Consider the following 23441-nt stretch of genomic DNA (forward strand, 5'->3'; position numbering starts at 1 on the left):
CCACCCCGAGGATGCCGCGGTCGACCAGCACAACTACGCTGCTCAGGTAACCCCCCACCACCACATGAGGAGCAACGCGTGGCACGAGTCGTGGTCGAGGTGATGCCGAAGGCCGAGATCCTGGACCCCCAGGGACAGGCCATCGTCGGTGCGCTCCCGCGCCTGGGATTCGAGGGCATCTCGGATGTACGGCAGGGCAAGCGATTCGAACTCGACGTCGACGACAGTGTCGGTGACGCCGAGCTCGAGCAGATCGCGGAGTCGCTGCTGTGCAACACCGTGATCGAGGAGTGGAAGGTCACTCGCCTGTCATGACTGCGCGCATCGGAGTCATCACTTTTCCGGGCACGCTCGATGATGTCGACGCGGCCCGGGCGGTGCGCCTGGCGGGCGCCGAGGCGGTCAGCCTGTGGCATGCCGACGCCGACCTGAAGCAGGTCGACGCGGTGGTCGTGCCCGGCGGTTTCTCCTACGGTGACTACCTGCGCGCGGGCGCCATCGCCCGGTTCGCGCCGGTGATGGGCGAGGTCGTGCGCGCCGCCAAGGCCGGCCTGCCGGTGCTCGGCATCTGCAACGGCTTCCAGGTGCTGTGCGAAGCGGGCCTGCTGCCCGGCGCGCTCACCCGGAACGAGGGGCTGCACTTCATCTGCCGCGACGAGTGGCTGCGGGTGGAGTCCGCGTCCACCGTGTGGACTTCGCGCTACGAGGCCGGCGCGCAGATCCTGATCCCGCTGAAGTCCGGTGAGGGGCGTTTCCAGGCCGCGCCCGCCGTGCTCGACGAGCTGGAGGGCGAGGGCCGGGTGGTCTTCCGCTACGCGGGCGACAACCCGAACGGTTCGCAGCGCGGCATCGCGGGCATCGCCTCGGCCGACGGACGCATCGTCGGCCTGATGCCGCACCCGGAACACGCGACCGAAGCACTGACCGGCCCGAGCGACGACGGCCTCGGCCTGTTCCTCTCGGTGCTGGACACCCTGGTCTCCGCGTAACACCCAGAGCCGCATACTTTTCGAGCCCCATGCAGTCCGCGAGTGTGTGGGGCTCGAAAGTTATGCGGCTCAGGTGATTCTGGCGACGATGTCGAACTCGACCCCGTTCGCACGGGCGATATAGCCGTGCTGGATGGCTTGGTTGCCCTGGAAAGCGCGCAGCCCGCCGGGGGTTTCCAGCAGCACGCCGTGATCGATGGCGCCGAGCACGTCGGGCACCCGCAGCGAGCCCACCGCATGCGCGAGCCCGGCCAGGGTGTGGATGGCCTCGTAGGTCATGTTGCTGAAACTGGTGAGCGCCGGCGCGAACTCGCCGTGCAATTTGCGGTAGCGGCCGACCCGCTCCCGCCCGTCCGCGGTGCGCTCGTCGATGAAGAAACTGGACGCGGCATAGAAGTTCTGGTTGGCGCCAGGGCCGCCGGCCAGCAACACGTTCTCGTCCGCGGCGGGGCTGATCCGCAGCTGGGTCGCCGCGCGTCCGGTCGAGGCGAACTGCCGGTTGAATCGGGACACGTCCGCGCCCACCATCAGGATCACCACGCCGTCGGCCCGGTCCAGCGCCGGGTGGCCCAGGAAGTCGCCGAAGTCGGGCGCACCGAGCGGCACGAAGCGCTCCAGCACGATGGCGCCGGGGTCGGTCAGGCTGTTGCGGATCGCCTTGGCCGACTCACGCGGCCAGATGTAGTCGTTGCCGATGATGGCCCAGCGGCGCACGCCGTGCTCGCGCTCGAGCCACTGCAGCGCGGGCAGCGTCTGCCCGGCCGGGTGCTCGCCGAGCATCAACACCCCGGGTAGCTCGTCCGGCAGTCCCTCGTGCCCGGTGGCGAATAAATAGGGCACCCGGCTGGCGGTCGCGCGGGCCACCACCCGGCGCACCGCGGAGGTGTGCCAGCCGGTGATCGCGTCCACCATGCCGGTCGCCAGCAGTGCGGAAACTTCGCTGGCCACCTCGTGCGGCGCCCGCCCGCCATCGATATTCGTAGTACGAATTTCTCGGCCGAGAATTCCTGTGCCCCGGTTGATTTCGTCGACGGCAAGGGAAATCGCCGCATCGCAGGAGGGTGCCACGATCCCGCCCGGTCCCTGCATGGGGACTATGTTCAGGATCTCGATAGTGCCCTCTGGGCTCTCGCCGAACGCTGACATTCGGTACTCTTCTTCTCGTTCGAGCGAAATTCATGGCAGGCAGGAAATAACAATGACGACCATTGTAAGCGGATATTCGACGCTGCATGGTGCGCTGCGTGCCGCAGAACGCGGTTGGCTGCGTCACTTGGATGCCGCACTGTGTGCCAGGCAGCTCACGGCCGATCAGTGGTCGATGCTGTCAAATCTCTCCAGCGAGACCGGCATCACGATGAGCGAGCTTGCGGCCAGGTCACAGCTGGCGCCGTCCTCGGCGACCCGGCATGCGGACTACCTGGCCGAGCGCGGTCTGATCTTCCGGCTGGCGGCCCAGGACGACCGCAGGCGGATCCTGATCGGGCTGAGCCGGCTCGGTGCGGAGCTGGTCGCGTCGGTGCGGGCCGAGGAGTCGCGGGCCGAGCAAGAACTGCGGACGCGAATGGGTGCGCGGCGCTATGCCGAGCTCATGCGTTTATTGGAACTTGTTTCCGCAAACCCCGAGTAGGGCTAATTCATCCGACGATTTCCGCGCGGTCTGATCCGTCCTCGGACGCACGCGCGGTCATCCTTGCGCGGCCATCTTTGTGCCGTGCCGAATGGAATTAATGTGGTCGCTCGTCATAGCAAAATTTGAAGTAGCGGCAATCCTGAAGTTTGCCCGAGGTTGCGATCCCCTTGCTCGACACGCCGGGCGGCGAGCGTCGGGGACTTCTGCCGCGTACTACCGTTTCACTCGGACCAAGATCTCGATCTGCACCATCGCGTACGTTCTCTCCGCCGAAACGGAAAGTGGTGTCCGATGCGGTTGTTCGGTTCATGGCAACGCGGGGCCCTGGCTGCCGCTGTGTCGGCCTGTTTCGCCGCCGGGGTGGTCTCGGTACCCGCGCACGCGGCGACCGCGGGAACGGTCATCTCCGTGCTGCCCCAACCCGCGGGCTGGCGCAACGTCAGCAATGGCTCGGTCGTCGAATACTGGATGACCGGTTCGGACGGCACCCCGAAACCCGCCAGCGGTGCGGTACTCATTCCGCCCGGTCCGGCCCCGGCCGGCGGCTGGCCGATTCTCGCCTTCGCGCACGGCAGCTTCGGCCTCGGCCCGGGCTGCGGCGCGCAGTCCGACCCGGCCCGCGGCCCCTGGCCCGAGTTGCGCGTCGCCGAGGACAAATTCGTGGCGAGCTTCCTGTCCAAAGGATTCGCCGTGGTCGCGCCGGACTATCTGGGGCTCGGCCGGTTCGACACCGGCCCGCATCCGTACCTCGAACTGAAGACCGAGGCCACCGCGACCATCGGCCTGATCAAGGCGGCCAGGTCGCACTTCGCCGAGCTGTCGCGCACCTGGGTGGTCCTCGGTGGTTCGCAGGGCGGGCATGCCGCGCTCGGGACCGCACATCTGCACCGGACCTACGCCCCGGAGCTCGACTTTCGTGGCGCGATCGCGATCGACCCCGCCTCCGACGCGGAGAGCCTGCTGCCGATGGCCGGACCGTGGGGCCCCGACCTGCCGAGTGAGGTCGGCCAGGCCCTCACCGTGTTCGTCTCCAGCGTGCTCGCCGGCCTGCGCGCCGCGCGGCCGGACGCGAACATGGACAGCTACCTGACCCCGCGCGGCCGGGAGGTGCTCGATACCGTCGGCCGACTGTGCCAGGACCGGATGGTCGAGGGGATCGGCGATGCCGGAATCAGTCAGCTGCTGTCGAAGCCGTTGACCAACAAGCACTTCCAGGGCGTGCTCGCCGACTACCTCGGTGTGCCGACCAGTGGTTACGATGCGCCGATCCTGTTGCTGATCAACGCGACCGACATCTCGGTCCCCTCGCCGCTGCACGCGGCATTGGCAGCCCGATTCACCGTGAATCGAGTGGACTATAAGATGGTGGTCGGTACGGGCCGACACCTCCAGATCAATCGGGAGATGCACGCGGCCATCGATGCCTTTCTTGCTCGGATCCAACCCGTTACGACGGGTCAGAACTAGCGTTTCCACACGGTGGTGCGAGATGTGCTGCGCACCGCCGAGTTTCTTTGCGACAACCCTGTGTATGCAAACGAGATGTCGGCCGAACGCGCGGTGCCGGGTGCGCGCCGAATCGGCGAAACCTGTAGAAACAGAAGGGTTCCGGTTATGCATGGTCAGTGCGACAAGAAGGTGTGTCGTTGCCTCGATAAGCAACCGCGATGGTCGATGCTGGTGCCCATGCAATCGACTTTCCCAGGCGTAGAAAGGCGTCGGTCCCGGTGCGCCTTCGTGGCCGGTACCGCAGTAGCAGGACTGCTTGTCGGTGTTATGACCGGATTCGGCGCGGTGTCGGCTTCAGCAGATCCGAGCGTCGCCGGGATTCCTACCGGCGCGGTATCCCCGGATGGCTCGCGTATTACCGGTGTCGAAAAAATCGATGACCACAGCATCCGGCTGCAGGTGCACTCCGCGGCGATGGACAAGACATTTCCGGTCGATGTCGTCCGGCCGGCGGATACCTCCCGACCGCGGCCGGTGCTCTATCTGCTGAACGGCGCCGACGGCGGCGAAGGCCTGGCCTCGTGGCAGGCGCAGACCGACATTCCGAAGTTCATGGCGGACAAGAATGCCAACCTGGTGATCCCGGTGGGCGGACCGTTCAGCTATTACGCGGACTGGATCAAGGATGATCCGGCACTCGGTCGCAACAAGTGGAAGACCTATTTGACCGAAGAGCTGCCGCCGCTGATCGACGCGGCGCTGGGCACCAATGGTGTCAATGCCATCGCGGGAATCTCCACCGCGGGCACCACCGTGCTCACGATGCCGATGGCGAAGCCCGGTCTCTACAAGGCCGTGGCCGCTTACAGTGGCTGCGCGCAGACCAGCGACAAACTCGGCACGGCTTTTGTCAAATCCGTGGTCGGCATGGGCGGCGGCGACGTGGAGAACATGTGGGGCCCGCCCGGCTCGCCCGAATGGCTGGAAAACGATGCCTACATCAACGCCGAGAAGTTGCGCGGGCTCGATCTGTACCTGTCGTCGGGCGACGGCAGCCCGGGCAAATATGACACGGTCGACGGGCGGGCCGAACAGCTCGGTGGTGGCCGTACCCAAATCGATGGAGACGACAATCAGCTGGGCGTCGAGACGCTGATCAATCAGATCGCGGTCGGCGGCGCGATCGAGGCCGTCACCAACTTCTGTACGCGCAATATGCAGCAGCGGCTGGAGTCGCTCGGAATTCCGGCGACCTTTCGCTACGCCTCGGGTACGCATTCCTGGGGTTACTGGCAGGACGGGTTCAAGCACTCCTGGCCGTTCCTTTCCCGCGGGATGGGTCTGGCGTAGTACCGACGCTCGAATGAGTTGAATTCGACGAAGTTCACAGCGGGGCCGAGGGCTGTCATCCGATAGCCGTCGGCCCCGTTGGGTATTTCCCCGGCAGTATCGCCGACTTTTTGCCCCCCGCCCCGCCCGAAATGTGCGACTAGTCGTCCTTCGAGGGGAAGTTGCACCCCGCCGCTATTCGCCCGGTGGGACACGCCGCGCAGCTCGTGGACCGGCGGTATCGGCCGTATATCCTGCCTGCATGGTATCTACAGAGACCCTGATCAACGATGTTTCGGACACGGCGCGATGGGCAGCTGCATATCGGGCCATCGAATCTTCCCGAAAAGACGCACTAATCTGTGATCCATTCGCCGATCGCATGGCAGGAGCCAGTGGCTACGAGATCATCCAGGCGGCGCCGAAGAAAGTGCGCAGCGGACTGGGTGTTGTCGTCCGGACCAAAATTATCGATGACCTGATTCAGGATTCACTGGCCCATGGTTGCACTCGGGTGCTGAATCTCGCGGCAGGGCTCGACACGCGCCCGTACCGCCTCGACCTGCCCGCCGAACTGACCTGGATCGAAGCCGATCTGCCCCGATTGGTCACCGAGAAGACGCAGTTGCTGGCCGATGAAACACCCAAGTGCCGGTTGGAACGGCATCAGGTGGACCTGTCGGATGCGGAGACGCTGCGCTCGTTCTTGAAGTCCGCGGTGGTGGACCCGGCCAAGACCCTGGTCATCACCGAGGGGCTCATCCAGTACCTGGAGGACGAGCAGGTCAGCGAGCTGGCGAGCGCACTGCGCGCCGCGAACATCCAGTGGTGGATCGTCGACGTCATGAATACGACGATGCAGAACGGCATGGAGCGGTCGTACGGAACCATGTTCGAGAACGCCCCGTTCCGGTTCGTCTCCGACGATCCGATCGCCTATCTGGAAGAGCGCGGCTGGCTGGCAACGGATCTGGAATCGGTGTACACCCATGCGCGACGAGCGGGCCGTCTGCCGCTCAAGATGCGGCTGCTCGCTTCCGTGCTGGAGCCGGATCCGCGGCACGCCGGTAATCGGCCGTGGGCTGGGGTACTGCGCATGTCCCCCGCCTGAGGTAGTGGCGTAGGCCCGAATATGCGGCCAGAGAATGTCGAACAACAAATGCGGGGCCGAGCGTCTGCAGTCGCTCGGCCCCGCATTTAGTTTTAGCTCAGAGATGATGGTTTAGAGCAGGCCCAGCGCAGACACGGCGAGTGCGATGACGCCGGCGAGGCCCAGGCCCAGGGGAACGGTCACGGACAGCAGCATGAGTTTGCTCCTTCTTGGTTCGAGTGAGTGTGAGTGGTCGAATCGAGGATGCTTGATCCGGCTCGACCGAACTCGGGAATCAGAGTGGACACCGGCTTGTGCCGGCTCCACTGTGCGCAAGAGGCTGCGATTCTCAGATCAAGCCCAGAGCGGCCACGACCAGGCCGACAGCAGCAGCGACACCGAGACCGAGCGGGACGGTAACAGACAGCAGCATGAGTTACTCCTTCATTGGCAGATGAGTGTGGGTCCAACGTACGAGATGCTGATTCCGACTCGAAACAGATCTCGGAATTCGAAGCAGGACCGAGTCTTCCTTCTGAAAGCCCTCGGCCCCACCGTCAGAATTTGCTGCTTTTTCTCAGAGCAGACCGAGAGCGGCCACAATCAGGCCGACAGCAGCAGCGACACCGAGACCGAGCGGGACGGTAACAGACAACAGCACGAGTTACTCCTTCGTTGGGACGGTTGGGTGTTGTGTAGCAGAAGAGATCATGCCAAGTGTGGCGTTGTTGACGCTGAACTGTCCCGGCGTGTCGGAAATTTCGCGTCGACGTATCTTTCTGAACCGACGGCCTATAGCAGCTTTTTTCGCGCGGTGTGTCCGAATGAATAATCCGAACAAAAGGTCTGAAATATTCGCGCTCGAGCGGCATCGGTCTGCAGAAGTGGTCGTCGATCCGACCCGGGGTCAGCGGTCGGCGCTATGCCTCAGTAACGGTCGCAGGAGGCCGTGACTTTGCGGATTGCCGCACGCGCGTCGGCGTTGGCATCGGCACTCGCATCGGTGGCGGTGGTGTTGTTCGCGTGCATTGCCGACATCTGGCCGAAGCTCTTGTTGAACATCTCGAATGCCGCTTGGCGCTGAGATACCGGCTGCGAGAGTGCTGTTTGCAGAACGGCCTTCTGGATCGGGTCCGCGTCGAACTTGGCCGCGACAGCGGGTTCCATGTCGCGCATGGCCGCATCGAACTGGCTGAACGAGCATTTCGTCGTCATCAGGGGCGCCAAGTCGGTGGCCAGATCGGCGGATGCGGCCCCTGATCCGAACAATGCAGTGGCGGCGGAGAATCCGCTGAAGGCAAGTGCGGCGATCGTGTATCGGGCTTTGCGCATCGTCATGTAGTCACCCTTCGTAGAGTTCATCTGACTGTCGGGTCGGTGACCCGGCGGTGATGGTACTCAACAAAGTCGGTGGTATGAGCGGGCAACGCGCGCATCGCGGCCGAAAGTTCTTGCGGCATGCGCGAACCGAAGGCGTCACCGTGACGAAAGAATGGTAGATCGGGGCGCGGTCGTAATTAATCGGAAGAGCGTGCGGTATAAGCGGATGTGCTGTGCCGTCACGAGAAAAACGGCCTATTCGGTGTGTTATGCGGCGGGGCAGGTTGTTTCCTGGCATGGTGACGCCGTGCCGCTAGCGGCGTCCGCCTGCGGAACGGTGCGGCGAATCGAGCCGCCTCGTGGACGCGAAGACGATCGTGCGACGAGTGGAAGGTGCGAATTCTACGTGTTGGAAATTTCGAGCTTGGTCAAGCGCTACGGGGACGTTGTCGCCTTGTCCGACATGACGTTCGACGTGCAACCCGGTGAGTTGTTCGGGTTCGTCGGGTCCAATGGCGCGGGGAAGACGACAACGATGCGAATCATCATGGGCGTGATGGCCGCCGACGCCGGGGAAGTCCGCTGGAACGGCAGGCCGGTGGATCTGGCGACGCGGCGGCGCATCGGCTATATGCCGGAGGAGCGCGGGCTCTATCCGCGGATGAAGGTGGGCGCGCAGCTGCAGTACTTCGCTCGGCTGCACGGGCTTTCGGACTTCGAAGCGTCCACCGCCGCGCAGCTGTGGATGTTGCGCCTCGGGATCGAGCAGCGCGCCGAGGACGATGTGTTGAAGCTCAGCCTCGGCAATCAGCAGCGGGTCCAGTTGGCGACCGCGCTGGTGCACAATCCCGACGTCCTGGTGCTGGACGAGCCGTTCTCGGGGCTGGATCCCGTTGCGGTCGAGGTGATGAGCTCCGTCCTGCGCGAACGCAGCGCGGAGAAGGGCAGCCCGGTGCTGTTCTCCTCGCACCAGCTCGATCTGGTCGAACGGCTGTGTGACCGTGTCGGAATCGTCCGGAACGGGACCATGGTGGCCTGTGGCACGGTTGATGAATTGCGCGGTCGTGCACCGGCGTTGGTCGCGATCGATGCGCCGGGCCTGGACGACGACTGGATCACCCGAATGCCCGGAGTGTCGGTGCGCGGGCGCGAAGCGTCCCGATGGATCCTGCGCCTGGAAGACCACGTCGACGACCATCTGGTGCTGACCACCGCGCTGGCCGCCGGGCCGGTGCGCGAATTCGGCCGGGTGCAGCCCACTTTGACCGATTTGTTCCGGGACGCGACCGTCGACTCGGCCGAGGTGGCGGCATGAGTGAGCGGATGAGTGACCCGAAGCTGTCTCCGACACAAGCGATTCGCATCGTCGCGGGCCGCGAGATCAACGTGCGGGTGCGGTCGAAAGCCTTCGTCGCGATCACCGCCATCCTCGTGCTCGCCGTCGCGGGCACGGTGCTGCTGTTCCACTTCATCGATCGCGGCACCACCGCCGCCGTGGAAAAGGTTGGCCTGACGGCGGATACGGCGCAGTTCCAGCCGTTGCTGGTCGCCGCGGGCGCGGCGGCCGGTCAGTCGATCGAGACCACCGTGGTCGACCGGGCCGCCGGTGAAGAGCAGATCCGGGCGGACGATCTCGCGGCCTTGCTGGTCGGCGCCGCGGACGGGCAGCTGCAGGTGGTGGTGAAATCGGCGCTGCCGGACGGGCTGCGCACGGCGTTCGGCCTGGTGGCCAGGCAGGCCGCGCTGCATCAGGAAATCAGTTGGCTCGGCGGGGATCCGGCCACCGTCGAGAGCGCGATCGCCGCGGCGAAGATCGCCGTGCAGCCGCTGCAGCCGGCCGACGCTCATCGTGGCGCGCGCATCGGCATGGCGGCGGTGATCGGCGTGCTCACCTACGTGATGCTGCTGATCAGTATCCAGCTGACCGGGCAGGGGGTCGTCGAGGAGAAGGCCAATCGCATCGTCGAGCTGCTCCTTGCGACGATCCGTCCGTGGGAGCTGTTGGCGGGCAAGGTGATCGGCATCGGGATCGTGACGATTATCCAGGTCACGTTGATTGCCGTGGTGGGTATGGCCACCGCTTTTGCCACCGGGGTGCTGGACCTTTCGACCGCGATGGTCGGCAGCGTGGTCGGCTGGGCGGTGGTGTGGTACCTGCTCGGCTACTTCCTCTACGCCCTCGTCGTCGCGGCGGCCGCGTCGCTGGTGTCGCGGCAGGAGGATCTCGCGTCGGTGGCGGTCCCGGTGTCGGTGGTGTTGATCGCGGCGTATCTGATCGGGCAGTCCATCGTGCCCGCGGATCCGCACGGGACCTCCGCGACCGTGCTGTCGATGATCCCGCTGCTGTCGCCGGTGGTGATGCCCATGCGGGCGGCCTACGACGTACCCGGCTGGCAGATGACGGGCGCGCTGGTGGCCATGGTGCTGACCATCGCGCTGGTGGCCCGGTTGGCAGGCCGGATCTACGGCAACGCCGTCCTGCTCACCGGCAGCCGGGTGTCGCTGCGCACCGCGCTCCGCGCGCACGCATAGTGAAACGGCAATGACACGCGACTGGACCGGATAGTCCGTTTTGTGACTGGTGTGACTAATAGCATCGGGCGACACCCACTGTCAGGTCTGGTAGGAGGCTCATCGATGTCGTTCGGTCCCCGTCTACGCGACAAGACGCTAGGTCGCGGCACAGCACTACGTCGCTGCCGACAGGCGGCGCTGATGTGCTGTGTCGCCCTGGCCGCGGGATCGGCGGCCGTCCCTGTCTCGGCCGCCCCGCCGTCCGGGGCAATCTCCTTGCCGCCGAGCCTGATCGACGCGTTGGGGCGCGACCTCGGCATCGACGCCGCGGAGTACGCACGCCGGGTCGCGCTGACGACTCGACTGTCCGAGTTCGCCAGGTCGGCCCGGATCGCGCACCCGGCCGCCTTCGCGGGCGTCCGGATGGACGGCGGTCGCCCGATCGTCTCGCTCACCGACGGGGTGAGTTCCCGGCACGCACGGGCGGCCGCCGAGGCGGCGGGCTTCACCGTGGAAACGGTGTCCGCCAGCGAGGCGACGCTGCGGGAGCGGCGCGCCGCGTTCGAACGCTGGCTGGCCGCGCAGACCGGCGCGGTCGCCGAGTCGATCTTCGGGTACGGAATCGACCTGGCGGACAACAGTTTCGCGGTGCGGGTCGCCAAAGACACGCAGCTGCCCGCCGAGGCGGGGCCGGTGCGAGCGATCGCGGCGACGATGCCGGAAACCTGGTCCGACAACACCGCCGACGAGGTGCGGCCCATCGCGGCCGAGGGGCCCGACGACGCCATCGTCGGCGGCCAGTCCTACGCCTTCGAGGTCGACGGTGAGGTCCATCGGTGCTCGTTCGGCTTCCACGCCACCGACGCGAAAGGCCGCGCGGTCAATATCACCGCGGGCCACTGCGACCCCAACAACCTTGTCGCGCAGGCGAAACGCAAGCAGGGACCGCAGCGCGTCTTCACCGTGCGTGGCACGTCCGACAAGGAGTATGTGCCCGGCGAGAAGCCGAAGCTGGGCACCGAACTCGGCTACTTCGAGGTATCCAGCTTCAGCCCGTACGACTACGGGATCCTGCGGATCAACGAGGCGGCCGCGCCCCGATTCCGGAACAACCTGGTCTCGGCGGGCGAGCTGTCGCCGCCGACCCGGTCGGTGGTGCCGCCCACGCTGGATACCGGCAGCAACACCAGCCAGGTGCCGGACGCGTCGATCCGCGAGAGCGGGGTGGTGCCCATCGACGGCACGGCGGATCCGATCGACGGCGCCGTGGTGTGCAAGGCCGGATTCCGGTCCGGCTACTCCTGCGGCGTGGTGCTCGCGTCCGGCCAGGTCGCCCGGCTGAAAGGCGTACCGGGCCACGGTGATCCGGTCCAGTTCGAGGACATGTTCATCACCACCCTGTGCGGGCATCAAGGTGACAGCGGCGGGCCGATCATGGCGGGTACCAAGGCGGTCGGCATCACCAGCTCCATCGTCACCACCGCCACCCTGTTCGACGGCACCTGCGGGCACCTCCCGGTGCTGCTCGGTCAGCCGCTGAGCAGGGTGCTGCGCGACCATCCCGGCTTGAAAGTCCGCACCAGCTGATCCGGCGGTGCCCCCTAAGATCGCGAGCATGCCCGTTTCCACGACCGCCGCTACGGCCACCGGATTGTGCGCGTTCATCGACGCGTCGCCCTCGCCCTTCCACGTCTGCGCGACGGTGGCCGCCGAGCTGGACGCCAACGGCTTCACCCGGCTGGACGAATCGGCGCCGTGGCCCGCGGACGGCCCGAGCAAGCACTACGTGGTGCGCGGCGGCTCGCTGGTCGCGTGGGCGACGGCGGACGCCGCGGGGGTGACACCGTTCCGGGTGGTCGGTGCGCACACCGACAGTCCGAACCTGCGGGTCAAGCAGCACCCGGATCTGACGTCGGCGGGCTGGCAGCTGGTCGGCCTCGAGCCCTACGGTGGCGCCTGGCTCAATTCCTGGCTGGATCGCGAGCTCGGCTTGTCCGGGCGGCTCAGCGTGCGCGACGGAAACACCGTGCGCGAGCAGCTGGTTCGCATCGATGAGCCGATCCTGCGGGTGCCGCAGCTGGCCATCCATCTCTCCGACGACCGCAAGGGCGTCACGCTGGACCCGCAGCGGCACGTGAACGCGGTATGGGGCGTCGGCCACGAAGCACGCTCCTTCCTGGCGTTCGTCGCGGAGCAGGCCGGCCTCGACCCGGACGCGCTGCTCGGCTGGGAACTGATGACCCACGACCTGGCGCCGAGCCGGCTCGTCGGCCGCGACCAGGATCTGGTCAGCGCGCCCCGGCTGGACAACCAGGGCACCTGCTACGCGGGCCTGCAGGCCTTCCTCGCCGCAGTCGCCGAGCCCGGTGCGGCCATTCCCGTGTTCGCCACCTTCGACCACGAGGAGGTCGGCAGCCAGTCCGATCGCGGCGCGCAGTCCGATCTGCTGCCGACGGTGCTGGAGCGCATCGTGCTGTCCCGCGGCGGCGATCGCGGCGAATTCTTTGCCGCCCTGGCCGGTTCGATCTGCGCCTCCGGTGATATGGCGCACGCGACGCACCCCAACTACCCGGAGCGGCACGAGCCCGCGCACCGTATCCAGGTGAACGGCGGACCGGTGCTCAAGGTCAACCAGAACCTGCGCTACGCCACCGACGCGGCGGGTGCGGGCGCGTTCGCGCTGGCCTGCGAACAGGTGGGAGTTCCGTTGCAGCGCTACGTGCATCGCGCCGATCTGCCGTGCGGATCGACCATCGGCCCGATGACGGCGGCGGGCACCGGTATGACGACAGTCGACGTCGGCGCGGCCCAGCTGGCCATGCATTCGGCGCGCGAAATAATGGGCGCCGCCGATGTTCCGGCCTACGCCGCGGCGCTGGCCGCCTTCCTGACACCCGCCGTCACGGGGTGATAGGTCGCCACCGCGACCACGAACACCGCGAGGGTGGCGAGCACATAACTGCTACCGATGAGCTGCTGCCACCAGGCCCAGCCGAGTTCCTTGTCCTCGGAGTGCGGCAGCAGCCACTGCGGTCCGATGAGGAACATGACGCTCATGGCGCCGACGGAGCCGAGGAACAGCGGGCTGCGGGTGTTCCAGGTGCCGCGCTCGCGCGCGGGTCCGGCACTCCGGCCGCGTGCGATCGCGTCCGCCGTCACCACCAGCGCGGGCGCGATCCACACCCAGTGGTGCGACCAGGAGACCGGCGAAACCAGCAGCACCACCGCGGCATTCACCATCAGCGCGGCCACGGACGCACCCGTGTCGATCAGCCTGCGCATCCAGACGGCGGCCAGCACGACCGCCACCAGTGACAGCGTGATCCACAGCAACGTGGCCACCGAGTCGGCGACGCCGAGCCGGAACACCATGCCCTTGATCGACTGGTTACCAGCGAAGTACGGCGGCCCGATCCGGCCGGTGTCGGCGAGCGTGTGGAACCAGTACTCGGCCGAATCGCTCGGGAACAGCAGGAAACCCAGCCCGACGGCCCCGATCGCGGAGACGACCAGCGCGCCCGCCGCCTTCCAGTCCTTGCGCAGCAGGAAGTACAGCAGGTACCCGCCGGGAATCAGCTTCACCGACACGGCGATGCCGATCAGCATGCCGCGCGGCCAGAACGGCTTGCGCACCAGGCAGTCCAGCGTGATCGCGGCCATCAGCACCAGATTGATCTGGCCGAAACCGAAGGTCTGGCGCAGCGGTTCGAACGTCTGCAGCAGGGCGACCGCGCCGATGACAATCGTCCAAGCGGTGACCCGGGACAGCTCGGGCCGGATCCGCGCGAGCACCACCCGGAGCGTGACGGCGAGGCTGGCCAGCGAGGTCACCAGCACCAGCACCTCGGCTACCGGCAGCGGCATCAGGGCCAGCGGGGCGAAGAACAGCGCGGCGAGCGGGGGATAGGTGAACGGCAAGCCGATTCCGGCGACCGGCGGCATCGGCCCGTACAGTTCGCCGTCGTCGAGCCAGACCCGGGCACCGTTGCGGTACACCTGTAGATCGATGTAGCCGGACCACCAGTGCACGAGTAGCGACAGCGCCGCCGACGCGGCGAACAGGCCGACCGCGATCAGCAGCCAGCGCAGCTGCTCACGCGACAACGGGACGCGCGCCGTCGAGGTGGGGTTCTTCGAGGCAACCGGCTCAGCGGAATCCGCAACCCCCGATCGTTCGTTCACGGGGCCCAGCGTATCCGTGGCCGGTGTGTGACCCTCGTCGGCGCGCACGGTAGCGCTCGCGGCCTGTGACCTGGCGCACAGGATTCCGGCGAACCGGGCGCGGGGCCGATGCGGCCCGTTGCCCGCCAACGGTCACGGCTAAACTTCCAGGCGAATCCCCAGCTTCGCGCTCCCGGCCCGAAAGGACCCTGGTACCCCGTGACTTCGCAGGTCGACACCGTCAGCGCAGCCGCAGCAACTCCTGACGTGCCGCAACCCTATAAAGAGCTGGGTTTGAAGGACGACGAGTACGCGCGCATCAAGGAAATCCTCGGCCGCAGGCCGACCGACGCCGAACTGGCGATGTACTCGGTGATGTGGAGCGAGCACTGCTCCTACAAGTCGTCGAAGGTGCATCTGCGCTACTTCGGCGAGACCACCACCGAGCAGATGCGGGCCTCGATGCTCGCGGGCATCGGTGAGAACGCCGGCGTCGTCGATGTCGGCGACGGCTGGGCCGTCACCTTCAAGGTCGAGAGCCACAACCACCCGTCCTATGTCGAGCCGTATCAGGGCGCGGCGACCGGCGTCGGCGGCATCGTGCGCGACATCATGGCGATGGGCGCGCGCCCGATCGCGGTGATGGATCAGCTGCGTTTCGGCGCGGCGGACGCGGCCGATACCCGTCGCGTGGTCGACGGCGTGGTGCGTGGTGTCGGTGGTTACGGCAACTCGCTCGGCCTGCCCAATGTCGGCGGCGAGACCGTGTTCGACCCGTCCTACCAAGGCAATCCGCTGGTGAACGCGCTGTGCGCGGGCGTGATGCGGGTCGAGGACCTGCACCTGGCCTTCGCCTCCGGCACCGGCAACAAGATCATTCTGTTCGGCGCGCGCACCGGCCTCGACGGCATCGGTGGTGTCTCCGTGCTCGCCTCGGACACCTTCTCCGGTGACGAGTCGGGCACCGGCCGCAAGAAGCTGCCCAGCGTGCAGGTCGGCGATCCGTTCACCGAGAAGGTGCTCATCGAGTGCTGTCTCGAGTTGTACGCGGCCAAGCTGGTGGTCGGCATCCAGGACCTCGGCGGCGCCGGACTGTCCTGTGCCACTTCCGAACTGGCCGCCGCGGGCGACGGCGGCATGCGCATCGAACTGGACCAGGTGCCGATGCGGGCCACCGGGATGACCCCGGCCGAGGTGCTCTCCAGCGAATCGCAGGAGCGTATGTGCGCGGTGGTCACCCCCGAGAACGTGGACGCGTTCATGGCGGTGTGCCGCAAGTGGGACACCCTGGCCACGGTGATCGGCGAGGTCACCGACGGTGACCGGCTGATCGTCACCTGGCACGGCGAGACCGTGGTCGACGTGCCGCCGCGCACCGTCGCGCACGAGGGCCCGGTCTACGAGCGCCCGGTGCGGCGCCCGGACGAGCAGGACGCGCTGATCGCCGACAGCACCGACAAGCTGACCCGCCCGAAGACCGGCGACGAACTGCGCGCGACGCTGCTGCAGATGCTGGCCAGCCCGCAGCTGTGCAGCCGCAAGTGGATCACCGAGCAGTACGACCGGTACGTGCGCGGCAACACCGTGCTCGCCGAGCACGCCGACGCCGGTGTCATCCGGATCGACGAGCAGACCGGTCGCGGTATCGCGCTGGCCACCGACGCGTCCGGCCGCTACACCAAGCTGGACCCGTACACCGGCGCGCAGCTCGCGCTGGCCGAGGCCTACCGCAATGTCGCCACCACCGGCGCCACCCCGAAGGCCGTGACCAACTGCCTCAACTTCGGTTCGCCCGAGGATCCCGGCGTGATGTGGCAGTTCCAGCAGGCGGTCCGCGGTCTCGCGGACGGCTGTGTGGCGCTCGGCATTCCGGTCACCGGCGGCAACGTGAGCTTCTACAACCAGACCGGGCAGACCGCCATTCTGCCGACCCCGGTGGTCGGTGTGCTCGGCGTCATCGACGACGTGCACCGGCGCATCCCGACCGGGCTCGGCCTGGAGCCGGGGGAGACGCTGATCCTGCTCGGCGACACCCGCGACGAATTCGGCGGCTCCATCTGGTCCCAGGTCGTGCACGACCACCTCGGCGGCGTGCCGCCCACGGTGGACTTCGCCCGCGAGCAGTTGCTGGCCGAGGTGCTCACCGCGGGTTCGCGCGACGGCATGATCAGTGCCGCGCACGACCTTTCGGAGGGCGGGCTCATCCAGACCGTCGTCGAGGCCGCGCTGGCCGGCGAAACCGGTTGCCGCATCCTGCTTCCCGAGGATGCCGATCCGTTCGTGACGCTGTTCTCCGAGTCGGCGGGTCGCGTGCTCGTCGCGGTGCCGCGCTCGGAGGAGACCCGGTTCACCAAGATGTGCACCGCCCGCGAACTGCCGTGGGTGCGCATCGGTGTGGTCGATCAGGGCACGGACTCGGTTGAGGTGCAAGGACAGTTCACCGTCCCCATGGACGAGCTGCGGGCCGCGCACGAGGGCACGCTGCCGAAGTTGTTCGGAGCAAGCGCCATCTGATGACAGCTGAGGCTGGAGCGGTCTCAGTAAGTCAGCGCAACGGCGCCGGTCGATTTGCCGGCGCCGTCGAGCGCTTCTTTCGCCCGAACTATGTCGGGCTGGTCGTTGCCACTCTGTTCTTCTCGTTGTCGCTGACACCGTCACTGCTGCCGCGGGATTGGCTGTTCGAAGGGCTGATCGGCGGGGTCAACGCGGCCATCGGCTACGGCGTCGGGTGCCTGCTGGAGTGGGTGTACCGCAGGTGGATTCGGCCGAAGGTGCAGTTACCGCCCGCCGTGGCAAAGGTATTCGCTGATCTGCCCGCGTGGTTGCCGACTGTGGTCAAGGTGGCGGTGCTGCTCGGCTGCGTGATCGTCGCGATCGTGATGCTGGTGCAGTCGGCCCGGTGGCAGCGCGAGATCACCGCGTTGATGGGCATGGACGACATCACGACCACGGGCTTCCTGCGCACCGGTGCGCTGAGTGCCGCCGTGATCGCGCTGGTGATCGGGGTGTTTCGGGCCGTCCGATGGCTGATCAGATGGGTGGCGGGCGAATTGACCGCGCGGGTGCGCATCCCGCGTCAGTTCGCGTTGCCCATCGGCGCGCTGATCGTCACCATCCTCGCCGTCACACTGTTCAACGGCGTGCTCGCCAAAGCCTTTTTCGCGGCGGCCAATTCGGCGTTCAGCGTGCGCAACAGCCACACCTCTCCCCACGCCACCCAGCCGCAACTGCCGGAACGGTCCGGCAGTCCGAGCTCGCTGGCCAAGTGGGAGACCCTCGGCTCGGAGGGCCGCTGGTTCGTCTCCTACGTGCCGAGCGCCGACGACATCGCCAGGGTCACCGGCAAACCCGCGCGCGAACCCATCCGGGTGTACACCGGTCTTGAATCGGCGGACGGACCGGAGGCGCAGGCCGAGCTGGCCGCCGCCGAGCTGGAGCGCACCGGCGCCTTCGACCGCAAAGCGCTGGTCGTGGTGACCACGACGGGCACCGGCTGGGTCGACTCGACCAGCGCCGAATCCGTCGAGCTGATGTACGGCGGCGATACCGCGATCGTGGCCACCCAGTACTCGTATCTGCCCAGCGTGCTGTCGTTCCTCTCGGACAAGGAGAAGGCGACGCGCATGGGAAAGCTGGTGTTCGACAAGGTGTATGAGCACTGGTCGGCACGTCCGGCGAACGCCCGTCCGAAACTGCTCGTCTACGGGGAGAGCCTCGGCTCGCAGGGTTCGGAGGGCGCGTTCACCGGCCTGTCGGATCTGCGGACCAAATCCGACGGGGTGCTGTGGGTCGGTCCGCCCAACTCGAACCGGCTGTGGCGCGAATTCGTCACCCGTCGCGACCCTGGCTCACCCGAGGTATTGCCGACCTACGCCGACGGCCTGGTGGTGCGGTTCGCCGACGGCCGCGGCGACCTGTGGCGGCCGTCGAGCACCTGGCTCACCCCGCGCATCGCCTATCTGCAACACGCGTCCGATCCGGTGATCTGGTGGTCGCCGGATCTGCTGTTCACCGAACCGGATTGGCTGCGCGAGCCGCGCGGCGCGGATGTGTCGCCGACCATGGCGTGGTATCCGATCGTCACCTTCTGGCAGGTGGCCGCGGATCTGCCGAACGCGCAAGGCGTCAACGACGGGCACGGGCATCGTTACGGCACGCTGGTGCTCGATGCCTGGGCCGCGCTCGCCGAGCCGCCGGACTGGTCGGCGGAGCTCTCGGATCGGATCCGAAACTACTTGGAAGCGTCGGCGGTTCGCGAACGCTCGCTGAAATAGGACGCGGTCCTGGGCGGGCCGGGACCCCTCGTGCACAAGGCCCGCCCAGGCGCGTCGTCAGGTCACGGTGTTGAACGGATCGTGCTCTGCGAGCAGCTTTTCCAACCGTGCCTGATCGATGCGACCGTGTACGGTCGCGGCCTCGTGCTGGTCACGCACCACCTTCGCCAAGGTGAAGGTGCTGGTCACCAGGAACAGCAGCGACATCGCGAGGAAGCCGCGCTGCCACATGTCCAATGGGAGATAACAGATTCCGATGCCCGCCCCGAGAAAGCTGACACCGAACGCGATCGCGGCCTGCGCGATGAAGGCCGAGGTGGTCTTCGACTGTGCGTTGGGAGTGCTCATAGGTAGGAAGTCTGCCGACACGCGCACGCGCGCAACCGCGTACAACTACTCGAGCGGTCTGGGTAGTTGCCGATCGAGGTCGGGGACTCCGTGACGGCGTCGCGTTGCGCATCCGATCTTCGGCGTCGGCCGACCAGGCGGCCCGGCGGCAACATCGCCTCGGCCCACCGTGTCAGAAATATCCGTGGGTCGCCCGCCATACTGTTGCGGTGATGATCGCAACGGACCCGCCCGCGCCCGAACTCCGCGCGCGCTGAGTCCCGTGCTCGTGCCCGCCTCCACCATGACGAAGCTGCGTGCCCGCGGCGTCGTCCTCGTGCGGCGCGCGGAAGACATCATCGATCTGAACTATGCCGGGCTGGTCGTCGCGACGGTGTTCTTCGCCCTGTCGGTGACGCCGTCGCTGCTGCCGCGCGACTGGCTGTTCCAGGGCCTGATCAGCGGGATCAACGCCGCGCTCGGGTACGGCGTCGGCTGCGTGCTGGAGTGGCTGTTCCGGCTGTGGGTGCGGCCCCGGCTGACCCGGATTCCGCCACCGCCGACCTGGGTGCGCTACGCGGTGAAGTCCGCAATCCTGTTCACGGCCGCGCTGAGTGCGGCGCTGATGCTGGTCCAGTCGGCGCGCTGGCAGCGCGAGATCACCGCGTTGATGGGCATGGAAGGCACCACGACACCCGCCTACCTGCGCACGGGCCTGCTGAGTCTGGCAGTCGGCGTGGCGGTGGTCTCGGTGTATCGCACGGTGCGCGAGATCATCCGGTTCTTCGCCCGGCTGCTCAACCAGTGGGTGCGGGTGCCGCGCGAGCTGGCGCCCGCCGCCGGGTTCCTGGTACTCGTCCTGCTGGCCGTGACGATTTTCAACGGTGTGGCCTCGCGCGCGTTCTTCGCCGTGGCGAACTCCGCGTTCAGCGTGCGCAACGATCACACCTCGGCGAACGCGATCCAGCCGGTGCAGCCCGAACGCTCGGGCAGCCCCGCCTCGCTGGCGAAATGGGAGACCCTCGGGTACGAGGGGCGGTGGTTCGTCTCGCACGGGCCGACCGCGAGCAAGATCGGCGAGGTGACCGGCAAGCCGGCCCGCGAACCGATCCGCGCCTACGTGGGGCTGGAATCGGCCAAGGGAGACGAGGATCCGGCGGAACTGGCCGCCGCGGAGCTCGAGCGCACCGGCGCGTTCGATCGCAAGGTGCTCGTGGTGATGACGACCACCGGCACCGGCTGGGTGAACGCCATGGCGGCCGGCGCGATCGAGTACATGTACGGCGGGGACAGCGCGATCGTCGCCTCGCAGTATTCGTATCTGCCCAGCGTGCTGTCGTTCCTGGCGGACCGGGGCAAGGCGATGACCGCGGGCCGGGCCATGTTCGACGCGATCTACCGGCACTGGAGCGCGCGGCCGCGGGAGCAGCGCCCCAAGCTGCTGGTGTACGGGGAGAGCCTGGGCTCGCAGGGCTCCGAGGCCGCCTTCGACGGGCTGGCCGACCTGCGGACGAAGGTGGACGGCGCGCTGTGGGTGGGCCCGCCGAACTCGAATCGACTATGGCAGCAGTTCGTTTCGCGGCGCGATCCCGGTTCGCGGGAGGTCCAGCCGGTGTACGCCGACGGGCTGGTGGTGCGATTCGCCTCCGACAGTGCCGATCTCGCGCGACCGTCCACCGAGTGGCGGCCGCCGCGGATCGCCTATCTGCAGCACGCGTCCGATCCGATCGTCTGGTGGTCCACGGATCTGATCTTCTCCCAACCGGATTGGCTGTCCGAACCGCGCGGCGCCGACGTCTCCTCACAGATGCGCTGGTGGCCGTTCGTCACCTTCTGGCAGGTCGCCGCCGACCTCACCAATGCGCAGGGCGTCACCGACGGGCACGGGCATCGCTACGGCAGCCTGGTGCTCGACGGATGGGCGGCCATCGCCGCGCCGCCGGACTGGAACGCGGGCCTGTCCGACCGGATCAGGGCCGAGATCGAGGCCACCGAGGACTTCGAGCGGAAGATCAAGTGAGTAGAGTTCCGGAAACTGTTGTCGCCGTCGGGATTCCACTGGCGTGGAGCAACTGGGTGCTACCCGGGCTCGGGCTCGGTGTGCGCGGTAGGACCGCCGCCAATGCCGGATTCGCCACCGCCTATGCCATCGCTTTCCGTGGCGAGCCGAAGTGGTTCTCCGCGAAGGCATTTCGATACGGTGCTGTGTCCGCCGCGCTGGTCGCCGCCGGTTACGGGGTGGCCTTGGCGATTCCCTCGGTGCGGAAAGGGCTGCGCGAGTTCATCGATCGCGGGCCGGAGGTCGACGCCGCCGAATGGATCATGGTGCATATCCCGATCGGCACTGTCTACGGCGAAGAGATGATCTTTCGGGCCACCTTGGAACCGTTGCTGGACAACGTCTTCGGTTCCCGTGCCGGATCGGTGCTGGGTGCGTTGACCTTCGGGCTCTGGCATGTGCATCCGGCCCGTGCCGCGGGTGACAGTGTTCCAGTCACCGTGGCCGCCACGGCTGCGGGTGGTTTCGCGTTCGGCTGGTTGCGCCGCCGCACGGGAAGCATCACGGCGCCGGCCATGCTGCATCTGGCCACCAATGCGGGTGGCGCTGTCGCGCCTCGTCTGGCTCGGCTGATCGGTACTGCCGAAAAGTAAACCGGCTCAACACATCCGGGCAGCTGCTGTCGGCGGGCCAGGTCCTTCCTCGCCCCACATGACGTCTGCGCAACTCTCCGACCGCTTACGAGGCAAATATCGAGGAACACCATGCGCACTTGCGCACAGCGTTCCGCTGTGCGTACAGTGTTCGCAACAGGAGAACGGCGTACACGCCGACTGGATGTAGAGCAGGAGAACACAATGTCGAACACCGTGAGCTGGGACACCGAGGGTGACTGGAAGGCGCAGGGCGACTGGGGCAGCACCGATTCGACCGGGCGAGATTTCTCGGTTGCGCGCTGGCAGCGGCGGCTCGACGAACTCCGGGCCACCCATCATGTGCCGGGTGCGGCGCTGGCGATTCTGGTCGACGGCAAGGTCTACGAGCTCGCCAGTGGCGTCCTGCACCGCGGTACGGGCGTGGAGGTCACCCCGGACTCGGTGTTCCTGTGCGGCTCGGTCGCCAAGGTCTACACCGCCACGATGATCATGCGACTGGTCGATCAGGGCAAGCTCGACCTCGACGCCCCCGTCGTCGACGTGCTGCCCGAGTTCGCCACCCCGGACGAGGAAGCCACCGCGACCATCACCGTCCGGCAGTTGCTCAGCCACACCGGCGGCGTGACCAACGACTTCAACTACGACGGCGGCCGCGGTGACAACTGCCTTGCCGAATATGTCCGGGCCGCAAGAGAAGTCGCGCTCGACTGCACGCCGGGCGCCGGGACGTCCTACGGCGGACTCGGTTTCGTGGTGCTCGGCCGGGTGATCGAGGTGCTGACCGGCAAGACCTTCGACGAGGCCGTGCAGGACCTGCTCGCCACCCCGCTGGGTCTCGACCAGCTGATGACGTTGCCGGAGCAGGCCCTGCGGTTCCGCGTGGCGATGAGCCACCTGGGCGAGCCGGGTAGGTACCCGGACCCGGCGCCGCAGTGGGACATCATGCCGCGCTCGGCCGCGCCCGCAGCACGGGTCATCAGCTCCGCGGGTGACATGGTGCGGTTCGCCCGGATGCACCTCGAGGGTGGCCGCGCCGCCGACGGCACCGTGGTGATGTCGCCGGAAACCGTTGCGGCGATGCAGCAGCGGGAGGTCGACGTGCCGGACAAGTGGACCGTCAGCGCGGACGGCTGGGGCCTGGGCTGGACCCTGTACGACTGGGACGGCATCAAGGGCTTCGGTCACGACGGCGCCGCGATCGGCCAGTACGCCTACTTGCGAGCCATCCCAGAGGCGGGCGTCGCCGTCGCTCTGCTCACCAATGGTGGTGGCGCACGCCAGCTTTACGCCGCGCTGTTCCGGGAACTGCTCGCCGAACTGGCCGGGGTGCGGATGCCGGAGCCCTTCGCTCCCGCGAATCCGCCGGTCCAGGTGGACATCGCACCGTTCGCCGGCACCTACCGCCGCGCGGGCGTTGTCGTCACGGTGAGCAAGCGCGACGACGGCTCCGCGCACATGCTCTACGAATTCGTGGACGAGATGAAGGACATGTCGCCGCCGCTGAGCATGGAGCTCACCCCGGTCGCCGAGGCGGTGTTCGCCGCCTCCGGTGCGGGCCCGTCGTTCAGCGAGGACTATATGCCGGTCGTCTTCGCCACCCTCGCCGACGGCACCGAGGTCTGCTACGTCGGTATGCGCGCCACCCCGAAGCAGTCCGTCTGATCAATCCGAAACCGAAGGGCCGGGCCATAACCCGGCCT

At 67.2% G+C, this 23441-nt stretch carries 20 protein-coding genes; 16 read left to right on the top strand and 4 right to left on the bottom strand.

From position 1 onward, the window contains the following. Positions 1-78 precede the first annotated feature (78 nt). A complete protein-coding gene (gene purS, locus DBO33_RS04855) occupies positions 79-315 on the top strand; it encodes a phosphoribosylformylglycinamidine synthase subunit PurS (RefSeq protein ID WP_107653956.1) in 237 nt (78 codons plus the stop codon). Next, positions 312-989 carry a phosphoribosylformylglycinamidine synthase subunit PurQ gene (gene purQ, locus DBO33_RS04860; protein WP_107653957.1) on the top strand — a complete coding sequence of 226 codons (678 nt, stop codon included), beginning with the start codon at positions 312-314 and terminating at the stop codon, positions 987-989. Before purS ends, purQ begins: the two co-directional genes overlap by 4 nt. A 69-nt stretch (positions 990-1058) precedes the next feature. Here the strand turns inward: purQ and DBO33_RS04865 are convergent, their stop codons facing one another. Further along, complete coding sequence (locus tag DBO33_RS04865; protein WP_107653958.1) at positions 1059-2135, bottom strand: substrate-binding domain-containing protein; 1077 nt, start codon at positions 2133-2135, stop codon at positions 1059-1061. 52 nt (positions 2136-2187) lie between these two features. On the opposite strand from DBO33_RS04865, the gene DBO33_RS04870 reads away from it, so the two are divergent. From DBO33_RS04870 to DBO33_RS04885, 4 genes are all read left to right on the top strand, one after another. Beyond that, positions 2188-2619 carry a MarR family winged helix-turn-helix transcriptional regulator gene (locus DBO33_RS04870; RefSeq protein WP_107653959.1) on the top strand — a complete coding sequence of 144 codons (432 nt, stop codon included), beginning with the start codon at positions 2188-2190 and terminating at the stop codon, positions 2617-2619. A gap of 294 nt (positions 2620-2913) precedes the next feature. Next, positions 2914-4089, top strand: coding sequence for a lipase family protein (locus DBO33_RS04875; RefSeq protein ID WP_107653960.1), 1176 nt, complete (start codon positions 2914-2916; stop codon positions 4087-4089). A 309-nt stretch (positions 4090-4398) separates the two neighbouring features. Then, the gene (locus tag DBO33_RS04880) at positions 4399-5421 is read left to right on the top strand and encodes an alpha/beta hydrolase (protein WP_107653961.1); all 1023 of its coding nucleotides are present in this window, start codon (positions 4399-4401) and stop codon (positions 5419-5421) included. A 241-nt stretch (positions 5422-5662) separates the two neighbouring features. After that, the gene (locus DBO33_RS04885) at positions 5663-6511 is read left to right on the top strand and encodes a class I SAM-dependent methyltransferase (RefSeq protein ID WP_107653962.1); all 849 of its coding nucleotides are present in this window, start codon (positions 5663-5665) and stop codon (positions 6509-6511) included. Between the two features lie 906 nt (positions 6512-7417). On the opposite strand, the gene DBO33_RS42580 is transcribed toward DBO33_RS04885, so the two are convergent. After that, positions 7418-7666: a hypothetical protein gene (locus DBO33_RS42580; protein ID WP_159080118.1), complete on the bottom strand. Its 249-nt coding sequence runs from the start codon at positions 7664-7666 to the stop codon at positions 7418-7420. Between DBO33_RS42580 and DBO33_RS42585 the strand changes: the two genes are divergently transcribed. The 5 genes from DBO33_RS42585 to DBO33_RS04910 all read left to right on the top strand — a co-directional run bounded on the left by DBO33_RS42585 (position 7665) and on the right by DBO33_RS04910 (position 13235). Continuing rightward, on the top strand, positions 7665-7832 hold the full coding sequence (locus tag DBO33_RS42585) for a hypothetical protein (RefSeq protein ID WP_159080119.1): 168 nt from the start codon (positions 7665-7667) through the stop codon (positions 7830-7832). The genes DBO33_RS42580 and DBO33_RS42585 overlap by 2 nt on opposite strands. Before the next feature lie 441 nt (positions 7833-8273). Then, positions 8274-9125 carry an ABC transporter ATP-binding protein gene (locus DBO33_RS04895; RefSeq protein WP_199856931.1) on the top strand — a complete coding sequence of 284 codons (852 nt, stop codon included), beginning with the start codon at positions 8274-8276 and terminating at the stop codon, positions 9123-9125. Further along, positions 9122-10342 carry an ABC transporter permease gene (locus DBO33_RS04900; protein WP_107653965.1) on the top strand — a complete coding sequence of 407 codons (1221 nt, stop codon included), beginning with the start codon at positions 9122-9124 and terminating at the stop codon, positions 10340-10342. The genes DBO33_RS04895 and DBO33_RS04900 overlap by 4 nt, the downstream gene beginning before the upstream one ends. Before the next feature lie 105 nt (positions 10343-10447). Beyond that, on the top strand, positions 10448-11911 hold the full coding sequence (locus DBO33_RS04905) for a S1 family peptidase (RefSeq protein WP_159080120.1): 1464 nt from the start codon (positions 10448-10450) through the stop codon (positions 11909-11911). A gap of 28 nt (positions 11912-11939) precedes the next feature. Beyond that, complete coding sequence (locus DBO33_RS04910) at positions 11940-13235, top strand: M18 family aminopeptidase (RefSeq protein ID WP_107653967.1); 1296 nt, start codon at positions 11940-11942, stop codon at positions 13233-13235. Here the strand turns inward: DBO33_RS04910 and DBO33_RS04915 are convergent. Beyond that, positions 13187-14506, bottom strand: a complete 1320-nt coding sequence (locus DBO33_RS04915; RefSeq protein ID WP_107659987.1) for a glycosyltransferase 87 family protein — start codon at positions 14504-14506, stop codon at positions 13187-13189. The two genes, DBO33_RS04910 and DBO33_RS04915, sit on opposite strands and share 49 nt — an antisense overlap. 198 nt (positions 14507-14704) lie before the next feature. Here DBO33_RS04915 and purL point away from each other — a divergent pair, with 198 nt between their 5' ends. Both purL and DBO33_RS04925 read left to right on the top strand, forming a co-directional pair. Continuing rightward, positions 14705-16999: a phosphoribosylformylglycinamidine synthase subunit PurL gene (purL, locus tag DBO33_RS04920; protein WP_107653968.1), complete on the top strand. Its 2295-nt coding sequence runs from the start codon at positions 14705-14707 to the stop codon at positions 16997-16999. Then, positions 16999-18759, top strand: a complete 1761-nt coding sequence (locus tag DBO33_RS04925; RefSeq protein ID WP_107653969.1) for an alpha/beta hydrolase — start codon at positions 16999-17001, stop codon at positions 18757-18759. Before purL ends, DBO33_RS04925 begins: the two co-directional genes overlap by 1 nt. 57 nt (positions 18760-18816) lie before the next feature. Here the strand turns inward: DBO33_RS04925 and DBO33_RS04930 are convergent, their stop codons facing one another. Beyond that, positions 18817-19107 carry a YiaA/YiaB family inner membrane protein gene (locus DBO33_RS04930; protein ID WP_107653970.1) on the bottom strand — a complete coding sequence of 97 codons (291 nt, stop codon included), beginning with the start codon at positions 19105-19107 and terminating at the stop codon, positions 18817-18819. Between the two features lie 283 nt (positions 19108-19390). Here DBO33_RS04930 and DBO33_RS04935 point away from each other — a divergent pair, with 283 nt between their 5' ends. The 3 genes from DBO33_RS04935 (at position 19391) to DBO33_RS04945 (ending at position 23403) form a co-directional block, all read left to right on the top strand. Beyond that, the gene (locus DBO33_RS04935) at positions 19391-21106 is read left to right on the top strand and encodes an alpha/beta hydrolase (RefSeq protein ID WP_107659988.1); all 1716 of its coding nucleotides are present in this window, start codon (positions 19391-19393) and stop codon (positions 21104-21106) included. Beyond that, positions 21103-21738, top strand: coding sequence for a CPBP family intramembrane glutamic endopeptidase (locus DBO33_RS04940; protein WP_107653971.1), 636 nt, complete (start codon positions 21103-21105; stop codon positions 21736-21738). The genes DBO33_RS04935 and DBO33_RS04940 overlap by 4 nt, the downstream gene beginning before the upstream one ends. 204 nt (positions 21739-21942) lie before the next feature. Beyond that, on the top strand, positions 21943-23403 hold the full coding sequence (locus DBO33_RS04945) for a serine hydrolase domain-containing protein (protein ID WP_107653972.1): 1461 nt from the start codon (positions 21943-21945) through the stop codon (positions 23401-23403). Positions 23404-23441: the final 38 nt, after the last annotated feature.

Source organism: Nocardia suismassiliense, assembly GCF_900269665.1.
In the GTDB taxonomy this organism is placed as follows: domain Bacteria; phylum Actinomycetota; class Actinomycetes; order Mycobacteriales; family Mycobacteriaceae; genus Nocardia; species Nocardia suismassiliense.